Origin of the sequence: Psychrobacter phenylpyruvicus DSM 7000 = NBRC 102152, from assembly GCF_000685805.1 — a bacterium.
Taxonomy (GTDB): Bacteria; Pseudomonadota; Gammaproteobacteria; order Pseudomonadales; family Moraxellaceae; genus Psychrobacter; species Psychrobacter phenylpyruvicus.
The window spans coordinates 84,705-102,196 of record NZ_JMKP01000001.1; the positions used below are offsets into that span (position 1 = coordinate 84,705).

General features: G+C 41.7%; 13 protein-coding genes and 1 pseudogene. 3 read left to right on the plus strand and 11 right to left on the minus strand.

The features are described from left to right. Positions 1 to 126: 126 nt before the first annotated feature. Complete coding sequence (locus G561_RS0100395) at positions 127 to 564, plus strand: hypothetical protein (RefSeq protein ID WP_028857769.1); 438 nt, start codon at positions 127 to 129, stop codon at positions 562 to 564. A 189-nt stretch (positions 565 to 753) separates the two neighbouring features. On the opposite strand, the gene G561_RS0100400 is transcribed toward G561_RS0100395, so the two are convergent. The 4 genes and pseudogenes from G561_RS0100400 to G561_RS0100420 form a co-directional block, all read right to left on the minus strand. Then, positions 754 to 1,701 carry an AEC family transporter gene (locus G561_RS0100400; protein ID WP_028857770.1) on the minus strand — a complete coding sequence of 316 codons (948 nt, stop codon included), beginning with the start codon at positions 1,699 to 1,701 and terminating at the stop codon, positions 754 to 756. A 221-nt stretch (positions 1,702 to 1,922) separates the two neighbouring features. Further along, positions 1,923 to 2,536 (minus strand): annotated as a pseudogene (locus G561_RS13670) (GNAT family N-acetyltransferase). Then, complete coding sequence (locus tag G561_RS15575; protein ID WP_227673995.1) at positions 2,517 to 2,675, minus strand: hypothetical protein; 159 nt, start codon at positions 2,673 to 2,675, stop codon at positions 2,517 to 2,519. The pseudogene G561_RS13670 and the gene G561_RS15575 overlap by 20 nt, the downstream one beginning before the upstream one ends. 120 nt (positions 2,676 to 2,795) lie before the next feature. Then, positions 2,796 to 4,217 carry an aminotransferase-like domain-containing protein gene (locus G561_RS0100420; RefSeq protein WP_037031422.1) on the minus strand — a complete coding sequence of 474 codons (1,422 nt, stop codon included), beginning with the start codon at positions 4,215 to 4,217 and terminating at the stop codon, positions 2,796 to 2,798. 317 nt (positions 4,218 to 4,534) lie between these two features. On the opposite strand from G561_RS0100420, the gene G561_RS0100425 reads away from it, so the two are divergent. After that, positions 4,535 to 5,398, plus strand: a complete 864-nt coding sequence (locus tag G561_RS0100425; protein ID WP_028857774.1) for a DMT family transporter — start codon at positions 4,535 to 4,537, stop codon at positions 5,396 to 5,398. Between the two features lie 107 nt (positions 5,399 to 5,505). Here the strand turns inward: G561_RS0100425 and G561_RS0100430 are convergent, their stop codons facing one another. Both G561_RS0100430 and G561_RS0100435 read right to left on the minus strand, forming a co-directional pair. After that, positions 5,506 to 6,144, minus strand: a complete 639-nt coding sequence (locus tag G561_RS0100430) for a class I SAM-dependent methyltransferase (RefSeq protein ID WP_028857775.1) — start codon at positions 6,142 to 6,144, stop codon at positions 5,506 to 5,508. A 174-nt stretch (positions 6,145 to 6,318) separates the two neighbouring features. Beyond that, positions 6,319 to 7,125, minus strand: a complete 807-nt coding sequence (locus tag G561_RS0100435) for a crotonase/enoyl-CoA hydratase family protein (RefSeq protein ID WP_037031423.1) — start codon at positions 7,123 to 7,125, stop codon at positions 6,319 to 6,321. A 299-nt stretch (positions 7,126 to 7,424) separates the two neighbouring features. On the opposite strand from G561_RS0100435, the gene rlmF reads away from it, so the two are divergent. Continuing rightward, a complete protein-coding gene (gene rlmF, locus G561_RS0100440) occupies positions 7,425 to 8,378 on the plus strand; it encodes a 23S rRNA (adenine(1618)-N(6))-methyltransferase RlmF (protein ID WP_028857777.1) in 954 nt (317 codons plus the stop codon). A gap of 127 nt (positions 8,379 to 8,505) precedes the next feature. Here the strand turns inward: rlmF and G561_RS0100445 are convergent, their stop codons facing one another. From G561_RS0100445 to dnaA, 5 genes are all read right to left on the minus strand, one after another. Then, entirely contained in the window at positions 8,506 to 9,090 is a 585-nt protein-coding gene (locus G561_RS0100445) for a manganese efflux pump MntP (protein WP_028857778.1), read from the minus strand. Positions 9,091 to 9,235: 145 nt separating this feature from the next. After that, the gene (gene gyrB, locus G561_RS0100450; protein ID WP_028857779.1) at positions 9,236 to 11,890 is read right to left on the minus strand and encodes a DNA topoisomerase (ATP-hydrolyzing) subunit B; all 2,655 of its coding nucleotides are present in this window, start codon (positions 11,888 to 11,890) and stop codon (positions 9,236 to 9,238) included. Between the two features lie 327 nt (positions 11,891 to 12,217). Continuing rightward, a complete protein-coding gene (gene recF, locus G561_RS0100455; protein ID WP_028857780.1) occupies positions 12,218 to 13,552 on the minus strand; it encodes a DNA replication/repair protein RecF in 1,335 nt (444 codons plus the stop codon). Between the two features lie 300 nt (positions 13,553 to 13,852). Further along, positions 13,853 to 15,028, minus strand: coding sequence for a DNA polymerase III subunit beta (gene dnaN / locus G561_RS0100465; RefSeq protein ID WP_028857781.1), 1,176 nt, complete (start codon positions 15,026 to 15,028; stop codon positions 13,853 to 13,855). Positions 15,029 to 15,209: 181 nt separating this feature from the next. Next, positions 15,210 to 16,616 (minus strand): chromosomal replication initiator protein DnaA, encoded by a 1,407-nt coding sequence (dnaA, locus tag G561_RS0100470; protein WP_028857782.1) that lies wholly within the window; start codon positions 16,614 to 16,616, stop codon positions 15,210 to 15,212. Between the last annotated feature and the right edge of the window lie 876 nt (positions 16,617 to 17,492).

The following is a 17,492-nucleotide window of genomic DNA, read 5'->3' on the forward strand; positions in this document are numbered from 1 at the left end:
GGAATAAAGTTCAATGAAAACATCATCTTTTATAGTGTATATTAAGACTAAGCTCAAAGCTTAACTTACCGATTTTTTGGTCAACTATAGTTTTTATCTATGCTAACAAAACAGAGACTTAACATCATGACAATATTTAATATAACACTGTCCAAAGCACTACCTACACTACTATTAGCACTTGCTTTACCGCTTACAGCGTGCCAAACCACGTCAACTGCTCAGCCAAACAATATTAACAGTCAAAACAGCAATCAAAGAACCAACATTGCAGCTGATATTGAAAACTTAACCTATGATTTGAGTTTGGTTGAAGAAAATCATCATCAGACCAAGATTGCAGACGGTACTTATGTTTTAGATACCTTTATTGTGCCGTTTGAACAGCCTTATTATGTATTGGTACGCCGAACAGATGAGAAGCGTATTAGCAGAAATGTGGCAGCGCTGATTGGCGAAACTTATATTCAACCACGAGGTTGTACTGAGCCATTGGTGCGCCGTGCTGATTTAGATAAACAGAATGCGACCGGCTCTGTGCATTTGGTTGGGTTTGCTTGTTAGTTTTGGGATTAGTTTAGTTTGGGTAGTTAAAATCTTGCAGTAACTGTAGGGTACGCCTTGCGCATTGAATTATGCGAACACCCTACAAGGATAGGTTGATTATCTCATTATTTAAAATAATAAATGAAAACTAAAGCAAGAAAGTCTCTCTCCAACCACTTTTTTAATTTGAGAATATAATCTCCTACCCTAAAACCCAACCATCCTCTCCCAATAAATAAGCACCGCACTCATACTAAAAAACGAGCCAATAGTTGAGATAATAACAATAGCCGACACTCGCTCAACCAACCCATAATGCTGAGCGATGATGGCAATGGTTGAAAAGGTCGGGGCGGCCGCAAACAGCATGGCCACATATTTGCTTTCTATTGATGCGCTTGGGATAAGCATAATCGCAACTAACATCATTAATGGATGTACAATAAGCTTACCTAAGCCAATGGTGGTAATCTTGGGTAAATCACCTTTTAACTCTAAACCAGATAAGCTCATACCAATAACGAACAGCGCAACGGGGGCGGCGACGCCTGAAAGCATGTGTGCCGTTTGAGCCACTATCTGCGGGACAGGAATACTAAAAATCGAGAAACTCACGCTGACGATAATGGCAATAATCAACGGGTTACGAGAGAGGTTTTTGACAATACGCAGTAATAATTGACCCAAAGACTGGCCGGAGTTGGTGCCCATATCTGCCATGATAAACAGCATAGGTAGCATGATAAAACTCTCTATCAACACCACCATGGATAAATAAGTGGCTGCCTTCGTAGGCCCGATGACTGCTGACAATACCGCAAAACCAATAAAAGCACTATTTGCATACGCCAACGCCGTAGAGTTTAGAGCAGCAGAGACATTATCCTGGCCCCAAAATCCTTTGGTCACAATAATACCTATCACAAACGCCAAGACTGAACCTATGGCATAGATAAGGATATAGCTTGGCGATATGACTTCCTGAAACGGCATTTCTGCAATGGCGTTAAACATCAGTGCAGGTAAAGCAATATACAGTACCAAAGTGCCCATGCCTTTGGCGTGGCTTGGGTCAATAATGCGGGTGCGCACGCTCAGATAACCCAGAGCGATAATGATAAAAATCGGTGCGGTAATGTTGAGGATGTCTAACATAGATAAGACTGCCGCTTGGTATCAAGATGGGAGATCAGCTTGGCACGCTTTTCTGCTGAGCATAAATAAAGCTGAGTTTAAAAAGAGAAAACACAGAGCTTTTAAAGGCGACCAACCACTGGTTCAACCATTATAATAAATCAGTTCTGCAATAAGTATAACAGCTTAAATTAACGACCTTTAAATTGAGCCTCCCGGCGTTCAACCATAGCCATTATGTCCTATTTGGCACCTTCAGAGTGGAACATTGGCGGTAAAAAACTATGAATATTACCAAACGCACTGTCTGCACCATTACGTGTCCCATCAAGTGCTGAAGCCAGCAAAGCTTGAACACCTAAGGGTGCGGCATTGCTAATCTCAACCGTCAACTCATAAGCTCGATCATGCTGTTTGCCTGTCGCTACCGCCTCACTTACTAGGTTTAGTTCCTCTGCTGTAGCCGCATTAAATGGTTTGCCAGTCAATAGATAAGGTATGGCTTTTGCCACCCAGCGGCCTGTACAAAGCGAACCGTTGCCTCACCAAAGGGTATGATGCCACGCTGTACTTCTATCTGGGCAAAATTACAGTCTTCACTGGCGATTACCACATCGGCATTCAACATCAGCTTAATACCCGCCGTAAAGCCTAATTTGTCCCAAAAGCCATTGCCGATTTGGTTGTCTTTGAAGATAAACAACCCCACTTTCGATATGGACAATTGATTCATTTGGTCTAATACATTTTTTACCAATGCCTGACCGATTTCTTGGTTACGATATTCCGGCAATACCGCCGTGTGGTAAATATAACCGCGCCGGCGATAATAACGCCTATGATTTTTTATATTCATTTTCTGCCACAAAACTGAGCGTTGGATTGTGGGTTAGCATATGTTCGATACCTTGATAAGAGTCATCGATATCGTTTAAGCCCATACCAAGGGTGTTTATCCACAGCTGATATACCGCATCGTAATCGTTCACTGTCATTGGACAGATAAGTATAAGGTTTGGCCTAGTTGGTTGGAGAGAAGTTACTTGTTAAATTACTTATTGAATAAGGAGTTATTAATTTTGAGTTTGGATCATTTTAATGAAATTAATTTAGTATTAATTAGTTTCAACTTCTCTAATAACCTGTGCTAATACCTTGTAAATACAAGGCTCAATCGATTGAGATATATTAAAGCGCATGAAATTATCACAGCTTTGGGTATGACTAAATGCATTACCAGGAGCGAGTACAAGATTATGGTGTAAGGCTTGTCTGGCAAGTTCAGAAGCACTAATAGACTCAGGAAGACGACACCATAAATAAATGCCAGATCGTGGAATTAACCAAGGTTCAATTCCTAATTCACCCAATCGTTCAACTACGTGTTTACGAACTTGATCCAAACGATCATGAAGAGCCTGTATATGCTTACTATAATCCTTATGAGTCAATGCTGATAAAATAATAGATTCAGCCAATTGACTACCACTAAATCCAGTCGCAATTTTTAAATCTACCAGTTCGTCTATCAACTCTTTGTGTGCTGATATAAACCCACAGCGCAAAGATGCAGAAATCGTTTTAGAAAAACTTCCGATATAAAAAACGTTATTTAAACCATCCAATTCTGCCAATCTTGGCGCAGGGTGTTTTTTAAAATCAGCAACCTCAAAATCTGCAAAAATATCATCTTCAATAATATAAATTCCGGCGTCTTGTGCCAACTTAAGAACCTGATAAGCTTTACTAGACGATAAGGAAGCGCCAGTAGGGTTGTGAATGGTTGCATTTGTTATATACAGCCGAGGTTTACAAGCAGATAAAACAGACTTAAACGATTCAATATCTGGTCCTGATTTAGTATAAGGAACACTAACAATATTTACTCGATGGGCCAATAACATGGCATTGAAGTTAAAGTAACAGGGATCATCAACCACAACGGTATCGCCAGGAGATAATAAATAGCGGCAAATCAAGTCAATTGCTTGTGTTCCTGATGCGGTTATCATCACCTGTTCAGGCGTTGTCTCAATCCCTAATCCCAACATACGCCGTACTAAATATTGCCTTAGTTCAATCAAGCCTAAAGGCGTAGCATATTCCCCAACCACACTAGAGTCCGCTTTAGATGCTTGACGTAACCCTCGACGCATACCTTCTTCGTATAACCAATCAGCAGGAAGCCACCCACAGCCCGGCTTCATTGAATTATCACCCATTTCTAATGATTGTCTAGATATCCATAAAGGATTAACCACCCTATCAAGCTTAGGGCCTAAATCTGATAAAGATAAGGGTAGCGAATTGTTGGCCACATAAAAGCCAGACCCAACTTTAGAATAAATAACGCCTTCGATCACCAATCGTTCATAAGCCTCTGCCACCGTAGATGGAGATACATTGTGACTTTTCGCCGCTAAACGTATTGAAGGTAAACGAGTGCCAGGTAGATAGGTGACTGTGGCTATTTTTTGTTTCACACTCTCCATGATTTGTTCAATACGTGTGGATGGGGCTTTTTTATCTGTTTTCATTAAGCTACTTCTTACAACTGAACCTATGCAAAAATATGATGTTACCATCCTTTAAGCAACTGGTGATTACTTATAAAACATCTGCTACTACCTTTTAGACGATTAATAAATAACTGCCAGTTAGCCCTATCTAGTTCTGAGTGAGTTCAGTCAATTAGGTTATTGAGGGATTGTCATGCAGTTAGAAACCTCTAAGGTCTGATTCTAACTGTATGGGTAATTGATAGCGAACAGTTTATATAAATTGTACTGGATTGTCTGTCGTTAACCACATAATAATTTGTTGTAATAAACATCAAATAAATTATGAGGTTTTTATGAACAAAATATCAGCAGGCTGGGTAAATGGCTTTATCGGGGTGGTGATTTTTGCAGGGTCATTACCCGCTACTCGAGTTGCAGTTATGGACTTTGACCCAGTTTTTTTAACTGCGGTTCGAGCAACCGTCCCTGCATTAATTGGGGCTATTGTTTTAATAGCATTCAAACAAAAAGTTCCCGACAAACAATATTTAGCTTCTGTAGTGGTGACTGCCTTAGGGGTCGTAGTAGGTTTTCCATTACTTAGCGCATTGGCACTGCAACATATTACTTCTGCACATGCTATCGTGTTCTTAGGCATACTGCCTTTATTGACCGCTATTTTTGCGGTATGGCTTGGTGACAAGCGACCACCAATGATGTTTTGGTTATTTGCGTTTGCAGGTAGCGCTTTTGTAGCAGGTTTTGCGGCGCTAAGTGAAGGGCATAGCTCAATGCTTGGAGGGCTTTTTATGTTAGGTGCAGTGGTAACTTGTGCGCTAGGCTATGCAGAAGGGGCAAAACTCACCAAAGAATTCGGTGGTTGGCAGGTTATCAGTTGGTCGCTTATTGTTTCATTGCCTATTATGTTGCCATTGGCTATATTCACTCGACCAGAAAGTGTTGCAAACGTCAGCATGACAGGCTGGATAGGCCTTGGATATGTGTCACTGTTTAGCATGTTTATCGGGTTTATATTTTGGTATAAAGGTCTGGCTCAAGGAGGCATTGCTGCTGTCGGTCAATTGCAATTACTACAGCCTTTTATGGGATTAATGCTGGCGTCGTTATTGCTTCATGAGACAATAAGCTTGAGTATGATCGTGAGCACTTTAGGGGCTATCGTTTGTGTGGCAGGGGCCAAAAAATATGCAGTCTAATAAGAACAATAGCAAGAATTAGTACTACTCTAAGTAAGACTTGGATATACTTATGGGAGTACTAATTGGCCCTTTTTTAAATAGCCAATTATCAGCATTTTTACTTCTTAAGTTTTTTTTGCGACTACAAAATAACTAGAGGCACCTTTATATATTTTTTCAGTTTCAATAATTTCAAACTCTGCATTCGCCATTAAGTCATCTAAATCAGAACTTTTAAGCATTCTAATTTCAATGGGAATGATGCCGATTTTACACAACATTCGAACCAACTGAATTTGAGCACTAACTGAAAATGACATCTTTTCCCGTAGGCAGGGCGTTACCGAAATAAATAGCCCCTCTGGTTTTAATAAGTCATATATTCTTTGAGTGACTTCTTCAGGGTTAGATACGGTATGCAGCATATTGAAAGCCAAAATCGTATCAAAACAGTCATTATGGTATCTTTTATCAAAAATATCAGTTTGTAAGAAATTTACATTTTCAATTTTACCCACAATAGCTTTTTGTTTGGCAATCTCAATCATCTTTGACGATATATCAATGGCATGAATCTGTTTCACATGATGAGCAAGTGCACAGGATGTGGTGCCCGTTCCACATCCATAATCCAAAACAACATCATCATCTTTTAGATATTTTTTAGTATTTTCCCTAGATTTACTATGAATGTATTCAAAACGCTGTTCTGTTTTGTCATACTTTTTTGAAGCAGTGTCCCAAAATTCTATAGATTTGCTCATTTTCTGTCCCATTTGTAATTGGTCATTAAAGTCTTATATCTATAAAATTAAGAAGGCTATGACTAACAAAACATAGCCTCGATAAGCACAAGCTAGATAAGGATGAGCTTTTATCCTAAAACTTGAATCACTGATACTCTCCTCGATAACTTAAAGACATTATCTAACAGAACGTTAACGTCCCTTAAACTGTGCCTCACGGCGCTCAACCATAGACATCACGCCCTCTTTGGCGTCTTCAGAATGAAACAGTGGCGGTAAAAAGCTATGAATATTACCCAGGGCACTGTCTGCGCCATTACGCGCACCGTCGAGTGCTGACGCAAGTAGCGCTTGAACGCCTAGCGGTGCGGCCTTGCTAATCTCAACCGCCAATTCATAAGCTCTATCATACTCCTTACCTGACGCTACCACTTCACTCACCAGATTTAGCTTCTCCGCTGTAGCTGCATCAAAAGGTTTGCCGGTTAATAGATAAGGCATGGCTTTTTGCCAACCAGCAGCCCGCACAAAGCGAACCGTTGCCCCGCCAAAGGGCATGATGCCACGCTGTACTTCCATCTGGGCAAAGTTACAATTCTCACTGGCAACCACCACGTCGCTATTCAACATCAGCTCAATACCTGCTGTGAAACAGGTACCTTGTACCGCAACGACAACAGGCTTAGTGCGCAGTTTGCCACTGATGCCCCACGGATCAATTTGGGTACTATCAAAAGCAAATACCCCTTTATCCAGTTTGTCTTGTAACTCCATCAGATCAAGTCCTGCAGTAAAGTGCTCTCCGTGGGCGAAGATAAGCGCACAGCGTAGGCTGTTATCCGCATCATAGTCCGTCAGTGCCTGTGATAATTGAGCAATCATATGACTGTCAAAGGCATTGCGCTTATCAGCTCGGTTGAGGCCAATGAGACACAGATGACCGTCTGCTTCATAAGTAATTCGCTGGTTTTGAGTGTTTCCTGTCGAAGTAGTTGTCATGACTATTCCCTTATAGGTTTTATAGTTGGTATTTTATTTTACGTTTATTAAGTTTATTGTACGTTTATTAAGTAGGCTTTTTTATACTTTATATACGTTAGTATTTATATCCTATACTATTTATATCATTAATGCTGTGATTGGCTACAAGTATCACCAGGCCTTTCAACCGAATAAATACAGCACAGTAAGTTGGCAAATAGTACTGACATTATTTGAATACGTTTTAATTACTGTAAACCTGTTAAACTAGCCGTTTATAGTCCTACCTCTTATATTTTTAAAAGCCTTGAATACCTATGACACAGCACGCCAAGACCGCCCCTGCAAAAAGCACTTTACACCCGCGCAACCCGCATCAGGGCCGCTATGACTTTGAGAAACTAACCAAAGCCTTACCTGAGCTTGCCAAGCACACCATCACCAATCCTAATGGTGAACCGACCATTAATTTCTCCGACGCCGATGCGGTATTAACTCTAAATAAAGCCTTATTGGCCCTTCATTACAATATTAAATACTGGGATTTACCCAAAGGTTATCTGTGTCCGCCTATCCCGGGTCGAGCCGATTATATCCATCAAGTGGCGGATCTATTGGCCAATAATAACAGTGGTTCAGAAAACAAGAAGCCACATGTACTAGACATTGGCACTGGGGCCAGTTTGATTTATCCGATTGTCGGCAGTCAGAGCTATGGCTGGTACTTTACCGCCACCGATATCGATCCGGTATCAATTAATACTGCTAAGGCCATTTGTGAAATCAATCCCAACTTGAAGAAGTTGGTCAGCGTTAAGCAGCAAAAGAACCCAAAGCATATCTTTAAAGGCATCATCGGTGAGCACGATTATTTTGATATTACCGTATGTAACCCACCGTTTCATGGGTCAATGCAAGAAGTACTGGATGCCAATAATCGCAAACAAAGCAAACTGCAAAAGAACCGTGCCCGTCGTAATCCCAATGGTCAAGCCAATAAGTTTGCTGATGCCAAAAACAACTTAAACTTTGGCGGTCAAAACGCAGAGCTGTGGACTGAAGGCGGCGAATTTGCCTTTATTAGCCGCATGATTAATGAAAGTGTCGACTATGCGCAGCAAGTCAATTGGTTTACCACCTTGGTTTCACGGGCTGAAAATTTAAAACCCCTTGATGCCTTATTAAGAAAAGTCGGCGCCAGACAGATTAAAACCATTAACATGCAACATGGTCAAAAGGCCAGTCGCATTTTGGCGTGGCGTTTTAAATAGTGCGTTAGATAAGCAGCAGTTAACCCTCGCTCACTTATTTAAACCCAAAAAAAAGACCCTTTTGTTATTGAACAAAGGGTCTTTTTTTATGTGTAAAATTTTATATTTCTATAATACAAAATAGCCGCTATAAAACCATTTTAATACCGATGATGATCAATACTACACCGCCTAAAATCTCTGCTTTATCCTCAAGCCATGTCCCGAATTGACGACCTAGATACACCCCGCCAAAGCTAAACATAGCCGTAACCAATGCAATAATTAGACAAGCCATCCAAGCATTCACTGCCAATAAATTTAGAGTAAACCCTGCTGCCATCGCATCAATGCTAGTGGCAATCGCCATAGTGGTCATCAGCTTATGGTCAATTTTTGTATTGTCCTCTACTCCAATCTCCTCTTCTTCCTCGCCACTTATTGCCTCATACAGCATTTTTGCTCCCAGAACCACTAGGATAATACAGCCAATCCAAGGGGCCGCTGAAGCCAACCAACCTAGCAAGGCTGAGCCTAATAAGTAGCCAATTAAAGGCATAATCCCTTGGGCTATCCCAAAGTAGACCCCTGCCATCAGTGCCAATCTCAACAGCATAGCCTTCGCCTTTGCTGAGCTTGAATAGGCAGTATTGCTCTGTTTTGCCCCCAACCCAATAGACACCGCAAAAGCATCCATCGCTAAGGCAATGGCCAAAAATAAAACTTCGATCATGATCTACTTCCTATCCACTTAGCAGTAGCCGCTTTTATAGCCTCAATTTTACGGTCTAAACCTAAAAACTATGTTTCACGTGAAACAAAGAAGCCACCTTGCGAGCAAGATGACTTCTTTTAACACTAATTATGACACGTTGATATTAGATATCTAAGTTACTTACAGTCAGCGCATTTTCTTCAATGAATTGACGGCGAGGCTCTACATCATCGCCCATCAGACAAGTGAATAAATGATCCGCAGCAATGGCATCTTCAATCGTTACCTTCAACATACGGCGGTTTTCAGGATCCATGGTGGTATCCCATAACTGGTCGGCGTTCATCTCGCCCAGACCTTTATAGCGCTGAACAGACAAGCCGCGGCGCGCCTCTTGCATCACTTGCTGCCATAAGTGATCAAAGTCACGAAGCAGCACATCTTTTACGGTGCCTGTTGTGGTGTCACGGCGAATAAATGCGGTATCGGTTAATAGCGTATTCCATTCTGCAGACAGACGGATTAAGCGCGCATACTCCCCTGAGTTTAAGAAGCCGGCATCAAGCAAATAGTGCTGCGCTAAATTATGCACATAGATGGTAATGCGTGGCAACCACTGCGGCTTAGTCGACAGCATTTCGCTGTCTTCGCCTTCCACAACTTCTGCTCCTTCAATATCCCCATTTGGGCTATCTACTTTAGCGCCTAGCTTAAATTTGAACTGATTATTGGCATCTTTTGCCGCTTCAGACAGCTCATCGGTGCGCGGGTCATGGATGTTATCAAGCTCAATCGATGGACGTAAGTCACTGCCAAAGCGTTCTAGTTGCTGCTGTAACTGCTGTTTCCACTCACTCATGGCATCATAGTCATAAGTCATTTCAGTGGTCAGTTTAGGCACATGGGTTAGGGCATCTAACAACACCGCAGGATAGCGGATTTGTAGACGAGACTTCACCAGTTGGGTTTGGTTATAGTCATTTAATAGCTTCTCTAACGCTTGACCGGTAATAGCCGGTGCATCTTCACTGATGTGTAATTTCATCTCATCAATGGTTGATGACAATAGATAAGCTTTTAATGCTTCATCGTCTTTTAGATACAGCTCTTGACGGCCTTTTTTCACTTTATACAAAGGTGGCTGAGCAATATAGATGTAACCACGCTCAATCAGCTCTGGTGTCTGACGGAAGAAGAAAGTCAGGAGTAGCGTTCTAATGTGTGACCCATCGACGTCAGCATCGGTCATGATGATGATCTTATGGTAGCGAACTTTATCTGGATTGTATTCATCCGGACCAATACCGCAGCCTAAAGCAGTAATTAGGGTACCCACCTCAGCGGACGATAACATCTTGTCAAAACGAGCACGCTCCACGTTAAGAATCTTACCTTTTAGCGGTAAAATGGCTTGTGTCTTACGGCTACGACCCTGCTTGGCAGAGCCGCCCGCAGAGTCCCCTTCCACAATATACAGCTCAGACAGGGCCGGGTCTTTTTCTTGACAGTCTGCCAATTTACCTGGTAAACCTGCAATGTCTAACGAGGTCTTACGGCGGGTTAATTCCCGAGCTTTACGCGCTGCATCACGAGCACGAGCGGCGTCAATAATCTTACTGGCAATGGCTTTGGCTGCGCCTGGGTGCTCAAGCAGATAGTCACTAAACTTATCATGCATTGCGGATTCGACAGCAGATTTTACTTCACTTGATACCAGTTTATCTTTGGTCTGACTTGAGAATTTAGGATCTGGAACCTTCACTGAAACAATGGCCGTTAAGCCTTCACGAGCATCATCCCCTGTGGTGTTGATCTTATCTTTTTTTAGCATGTTCTCATTGTCCATATAAGTATTTAGACAACGAGTTAACGCTGAGCGGAAACCTGATAGGTGAGTTCCGCCATCTTTTTGCGGAATATTGTTGGTGAAGCACAACACTTTTTCATTATAAGTGTCGGTCCACTGCAAGGCTGCTTCAACCACGATACCGTCATCTTGTTCACTAACAAAATGGAAGACTTCGTTCAGCCCCTCTTTACCGGAGTTAATATAAGCCACAAACTCTGACAAGCCGCCTTTGTGTTCAAAGACATGCTGCTTATCTTTACGCTCATCAGTTAAAACAATGCGTACCCCTGAGTTTAAGAAGGATAACTCACGCAGACGCTTGGCCAGAATGTCAAAATCAAAAGTCGTGCCAGTGAACACTTCTGGGCTAGGATAGAATCGAATTTGAGTACCCGTACGCTCAGTTTCCTCTAGCATTTGGATGTCACCATCAGGCACCCCATCGCTATAGGTTTGCTGATAATGATGACCTTCACGCCAGATATTCATTTCAAGCTTTTTAGACAGCGCGTTTACTACTGATACCCCTACTCCGTGCAAACCCCCGGACACTTTATAACTGTTATCATCGAACTTACCACCCGCATGCAATACGGTCATAATAACCTGAGCGGCCGATACGCCCTCTTCAGGGTGCACATCTACTGGAATACCACGACCATTATCCATGACACTAACCGACTCATCTTCATGGATGATGATATCAATTTGGTCACAATGTCCTGCTAACGCCTCATCAATGGAGTTGTCGACGACTTCAAATACCATGTGATGTAAGCCCGTGCCGTCATCGGTGTCGCCGATATACATGCCTGGACGTACGCGTACTGCTTCAAGCCCTCTTAATACTCGAATATTCTTTGAGCTATATTCTTCTGGGTGCACCCCTTCAGGGATGTCTGATAAATCGACCCCTTCAGGCAAGCTAGCAGCTAGCTCTTGCTCGGTATTATGGTTTGATTCACTCATGTTATATCCTTTCCTAAAACGGCAATGCTGATATCATCAGCAATTCAAATGGCATAGGGGTTTTGACAGCTCACTTGTAATGTTACCCACATTTTCGCTCAACTTTACTTAACTGGTTGTTTACTTACTCAACGGGGGATCTAATTTATAATTTATCTGGTTAAATCTGTGCCCATCAAGCAGTGTTTGGCCTTCCAATCTAGCCAAATACGCAGCTTTCTATGCCAATAATTTCACTATAAAACTTATTCGGCATTATAGCATTTTTTGGGGATAAAAGCATGAGAGATATGGGGCTGAATTGCCCTACCTTATATTGATGAAGGCTTAATTTGCTGCTGCTTCAGTTACCTGTCCCTGTTTCACGTGAAACATTTTAGCCTGTGGCCAATAATGACTGATTTTAGCCATTATTTGCGGCTCTAAACTGGTAATAAATACTTGGCAAGAAAGCTGTGACAGGGAGTTTAATAAGATATTTAAGGCCCGTTCATCCAATTCAGCACTAATATCATCTAGCAGCACCAGAGGCATCAACTTCTCTTCACTTATAGCGGCAAAGCCCTCTTCTTGTTTCATGGTCGCCAGTAACGGCAACTGTGATAACTTTAAGGCGGTGATTAATAGCTTTTTTTCACCACGAGAGAGTACATTAGCGGCCTGCTCTCGTACATTGCCTAACAAGCTAGATTCCTCTGCGTCACAGAAGTCCTGCGCTGCCTGATAGGGCTGATCGGGGTCCAATATAGATTCTGAAGCTTGTGATTCTAAACTTTCAAGTTCTGTATCTTGTTGCTCTATCTTTTGAGACCCTACCTGTTGAGAGCTTGTATCTTCAAAAGCGGCTACTTGCTGTCTTGCTGTCTCATCTTCAACCCACAGCACCTGCACATCCGCTCGGTGACAACCAATGCGGGTATATCCTGTCTGACAATCCTGAGCCAAACGCTGCTGCAATAGCTCGTCCAAAGCAACTTCGGTGTTATACCCTGCTGAAAACTTAAGCTGAATAAAAGGGGCGTAGTCAGGTAAAAGCTGTTGAATAAGGGTGTTAAATAAAGGCTGCCACTCCTCAAAAGCCTGCTGACGGTAATGAGTAATAAGCGCGGCGTGATTGGCCAACCCTTTATCCCAGGCTGCTAGCTCTTGTAACTGATAGGCAGACAGCTTAGGTGATTGCTTTAATAATGCATTTCTTTGCTTTAGTAAGCGTTGGTACGATAACCACTGAGGATGAAATCCAGGTTTCACGTGAAACGTTATCCAGTCCAATAACTGTCTACGGCTGCCACTGCCAATCTCCAAAATATCCATAGAAGAGGGATCAATAAGCAAAGTAGGGAGCTGCTTGGTCAAGGCGCTTTGGACATAAACTGCTTGCTGGTCGAGACGCATAATACTGCTGGCATCTTGCGCCTTTTGAATCGCCATACTACTGCCATTGGCAAACTTAGCAAATACCGTGGTATGAGGCGCATGATGCGAAATGTAGCGTTTTGGCTGATGGTGGCGAAAGCTTTTGCCGCGAGAAAGAAGATATAAAGACTCTAATAAAGAAGTTTTGCCACTACCATTAGCGCCAATAAAAACATTACACTGCCCCGGCTGAATATGAACCGCTTGCAAGTTACGCAATTGATGAATACTAAGTTGGGTCAGCATAGAACACGCCTTTATTATCTATTGAATGCTATAGATGAGGGCACTGCCCTCGTGATTAAAGCCCAGTATTATTACCAACCAGATATTATTAAGTTTTTCATAACTATCCTTAATAACAAACCGGTCTATTTCATTTAACATAATATATATAAACCACCTATCTTATATTATGTTAAATTAGTTAAACCCTTATATATCACAACTTTACGAGAAAAAATATTTTTTATGCAATAAAAAAGCAAAACCTTAAGGTTTTGCTTTTTTAGATAAACTACAATAACGGACTGGATAAAACAAGGTTTAAATACGCATCGGCATGATGACATATTGATGCTGGGTATCATTCAACTGATTCACCAGTACCGAGCTGTTGGCTTGGCTCATGTGCAGTTGAACCTCCCCTGCCAATACATCTAACACATCTTGTAAGTAAGCGGCATTGAAAGACAATTCGATCGGCTCACCTTGATACTTCACCTGTAATGCTTCTACTGCCTCATCTTGCTCAGCGTTATTGGCACGAACTTCGACATTGCCATCTTGTGAGAATGTAAAAATAACCCCTCGTGACTTCTCATTACTAAGAATAGAGACGCGTCTTAGCACATCTGTCATCTGATCTTTATTAACCAAGGCTATTTTATCAGTATTGTTGGGCATTACTCGGCGATAATCAGGGAATTTGCCGTCAATTAAACGCGCAGTAAACGTCACTTTGATACTGTCGTCAATCTGACCGGTACTATCGACATTACCAAAAGGCAAAGTAACTTGTAAAAATTCTCTGCCAAATACCAGGGTCAAATTACCATCGTTATCGCCTACTAACTTACCCAGCTCATTGCCCAAACGCTCAAGTTCAATAACTGCCTTACGGGGCAAGATAGCCTGCATGGTAAAGTCATCAGCCACATCAATGACACTTCGGGCCAATGCCAAACGGTGACCATCAGTGGCCACAGTAGTTAGCTGTCGCTGCGCCACCTCAAAAAGCATACCGGTTAAGTAGTAGCGCACATCTTGAATGGCCATCGCAAATTGGGTTTTCGCCATCAGATCCATCAACACAGTTCTACTTAAAGTCAAAGGTGTGATGTTGGCAGGATTACCCAATACTGGGAACTCTGATGCAGGTAACGTACCCAGTACAAAACGGCTCTTACCACTGGTGATAATACAGCGCTCGTTGGCTTCAGCAGTCAGATTGATCATGGTGTCTTTGGGCAATAACTTACAGATTTCATGCAGTTTATAGGCCGGTAATGTGGTGGCACCTATAACGCCTGTGGCACCATTACCCAGCTTAACCTCCGCACTTAACTCTACTTCTAAATCCGAAGCCGTCAAAATCAGTAGTTGCTCAGTAACTTCCAGCTTTATATTACCCAGAACGACCATGTTATGGCGTTTGTCTGCTGCTTTGGCAATCAAGTTGATGGCTTTTAACAGCAGTTCACGGTTTATAGACAGTTGCATAATATTGGACTCTTTAATGGGGTCTTAATGGGGATTATACCCAGTTTAATATTACTTATTTGGTTTCGCTAACACTTTTATTGTCGGTAATTATTTTTATGGTTAGAGCAGTTAAGTATAACCAATTGAGAAGCGCTGTGCACAATAAGCATCATAATTGATTATCGCCCTACCCGATTCATTATCCTGCTTGTAGTGTCATCGATAACGCTTTGTACTCTTTGTCTAATACTGGATCTTCACTGCGTAACTGAGCGACTTTCTCACAAGCATGCATCACCGTGGTGTGATCCCGGCCCCCAAAAGACTGACCAATGTCTGGAAAGCTATCTTTGGTAAGCTCTCGAGCCAAAGCCATGGCAATTTGGCGCGGACGTGCAATACTACGAGTGCGCTTCTTACTCATCAAATCTTTCACCGACACATCATAATACTCGGCCACTACTTTACGGATATTGTCCATACTTACCGCTTGCGAGCGAATGGCTATCACATCTTTTAGGGCATATTGCACCATATCTAAGTCAATAGGATTACCGGTCAAGTTGGCATTGGCCACCACCTGATTTAGCGCTCCTTCTAAGCGTCTCACGTTAGACACCACGTTTTGAGCGATAAACAGCGCACATTCTTTTGGCAACTCTACCCCTGACAAGGTGGCTTTTTTCTGCAAAATCTGCATCCGAGTTTCCATCTCTGGCGGCTCTATTGCCACTGCCAAACCAGATGAAAACCTGGAGCGAAAGCGTTCATCAAATTCTGTCATTTGAGATGGGTGACGGTCAGAGGCCAAGATTACCTGCTTATCCTCGACCATAAAGTCTGCAAACAACGACAAGAATTCATTACTGGATTTGCTTTTACCAGCCAAAACGTGCACGTCGTCAATAATTAACAGATCTACCCGTTTAATTTTGCGTTTAAATTGCTCAATCTTTTGGTTACGCAGCGCATAAACCAGCTGATTGATAAACTTCTCTGAAGAAAAATAATAAAAAGTTTTGCCAATCTTTAAATATTTATGAGCCACTGAATGCATTAAATGGGTTTTACCCAGTCCCGATGCCCCATATAAAAACAACGGATTATGCCGGTTTTGTGACTGCTTCTTACCCAGCTCTTGGCAGGCTTTGTAAGCCAACATATTTGACTTACCACTGACAAAAGTCTCAAAGGTAAAATAGGGGTTGATATAACTTAGTGATTTATCAGCGCCTAGCTGCGAAGCTTCAGTAGCAGCAGACTCCACACCGGCCGGGTGCGTGCTCGACCTGGCACCAATATATTGGCCAGCTGCAGTAGCTTGATGGTCTACTGAGTCCCGAGGGGCTTGCTGCACACTACTTTCGACCTGGATAACAACTTGGCTTATTTCCCCATTGCTGTGCTGCTTTGCCAGTTGTTCGATCGCATTAAAGTGATTTTCTTGTACATGAGACACAAAGTATTGGTTGGGTGCCAGTAACTCTAACTTATTGCCAACCACTTTAGCAGACAGTGGCCTAAGCCACATCGTAAACTCATTTTCTTTGAGCTGATATCTTAAGTCATTAAGACACCTATCCCATAACGACAAACTATCTGACATGACCCATTAACCCTAGTAAAACGGACAAAAGAAGAAGAGCAGGGGAGGCAAAAAAGACGGTCTCACCCTGTTTTATGGGGCTACTTTAACATATAAAATCACAAATATCATCACAATTATTCTGTGGATAACTTTGTGATTAAAGTTGTGGATAACTTTTTTTGAAGAGTTATACAGAGTTTAGCAACAGGTTATCAACAACAATAACCACAGGATAAAATACTGATTTAATTGTATTTTTTCCAGTTATTCACAGATAAATAGGGTACTAACAATAACAAAAGAACTATTATATATATAGTTATGGACAACATCGCTTTCTGTGGATAAGTTTTTAACAAAATTAAAATCCTATGCAGTAAAACAACAAAGGCATCACCTAGAAAACAAGGACTTAGCCCAGTAATTAAACTGAAAACAAAATTTAAAACAGGCTTAACAGCAGCTAAATAGACTCTAAAACAAAATAGATTAATTACTAATAATAAGATCTCTAGCTAAGTTTTAGTATTCAGCATAAAGCAAACATCACTCCTGTTTTGAACTTAATTTGAACTTAATTTGAAGTTAGTTTGAAACTGGTTTGAAGTTAGATATTTATTGAATAAGCATTCACGGTAAATACTCATAGCAAGCACTCATTAGCGCTAAATACTCACTAAAGCCAGCGGGTTAGTGTTTGCTATTAGAAACTGAGTGTACAAAAAAGCAGTCTGCTTATCGGTCTAGTCTTGTAGTCCGGTGGTACTAAGGACTTATTTTTGAATGCTAAGCAGCATAGCTCGCCACTTAATCCAAGATGTTTAAAAACCGCCGTGATACACAGTGAATAGCATAAATTTAAAACTTATAACTTTTGGCCAAGTACGAAGGGCA

Coding starts and splice junctions, on each gene's coding strand:
- dnaA (WP_028857782.1), bottom strand. CDS start 16,616: ATGTCAGATAGTTTGTCGTTATGGGATAGGTGTCTTAATGACTTAAGA.
- G561_RS0100435 (WP_037031423.1), bottom strand. CDS start 7,125: ATGACAACTACTTCGACAGGAAACACTCAAAACCAGCGAATTACTTAT.
- G561_RS0100445 (WP_028857778.1), bottom strand. CDS start 9,090: ATGATCGAAGTTTTATTTTTGGCCATTGCCTTAGCGATGGATGCTTTT.
- G561_RS0100420 (WP_037031422.1), bottom strand. CDS start 4,217: ATGAAAACAGATAAAAAAGCCCCATCCACACGTATTGAACAAATCATG.
- G561_RS0100400 (WP_028857770.1), bottom strand. CDS start 1,701: ATGTTAGACATCCTCAACATTACCGCACCGATTTTTATCATTATCGCT.
- recF (WP_028857780.1), bottom strand. CDS start 13,552: ATGCTGACCCAACTTAGTATTCATCAATTGCGTAACTTGCAAGCGGTT.
- gyrB (WP_028857779.1), bottom strand. CDS start 11,890: ATGAGTGAATCAAACCATAATACCGAGCAAGAGCTAGCTGCTAGCTTG.
- rlmF (WP_028857777.1), top strand. CDS start 7,425: ATGACACAGCACGCCAAGACCGCCCCTGCAAAAAGCACTTTACACCCG.
- G561_RS0100430 (WP_028857775.1), bottom strand. CDS start 6,144: ATGAGCAAATCTATAGAATTTTGGGACACTGCTTCAAAAAAGTATGAC.
- G561_RS0100425 (WP_028857774.1), top strand. CDS start 4,535: ATGAACAAAATATCAGCAGGCTGGGTAAATGGCTTTATCGGGGTGGTG.
- dnaN (WP_028857781.1), bottom strand. CDS start 15,028: ATGCAACTGTCTATAAACCGTGAACTGCTGTTAAAAGCCATCAACTTG.
- G561_RS15575 (WP_227673995.1), bottom strand. CDS start 2,675: ATGACAGTGAACGATTACGATGCGGTATATCAGCTGTGGATAAACACC.
- G561_RS0100395 (WP_028857769.1), top strand. CDS start 127: ATGACAATATTTAATATAACACTGTCCAAAGCACTACCTACACTACTA.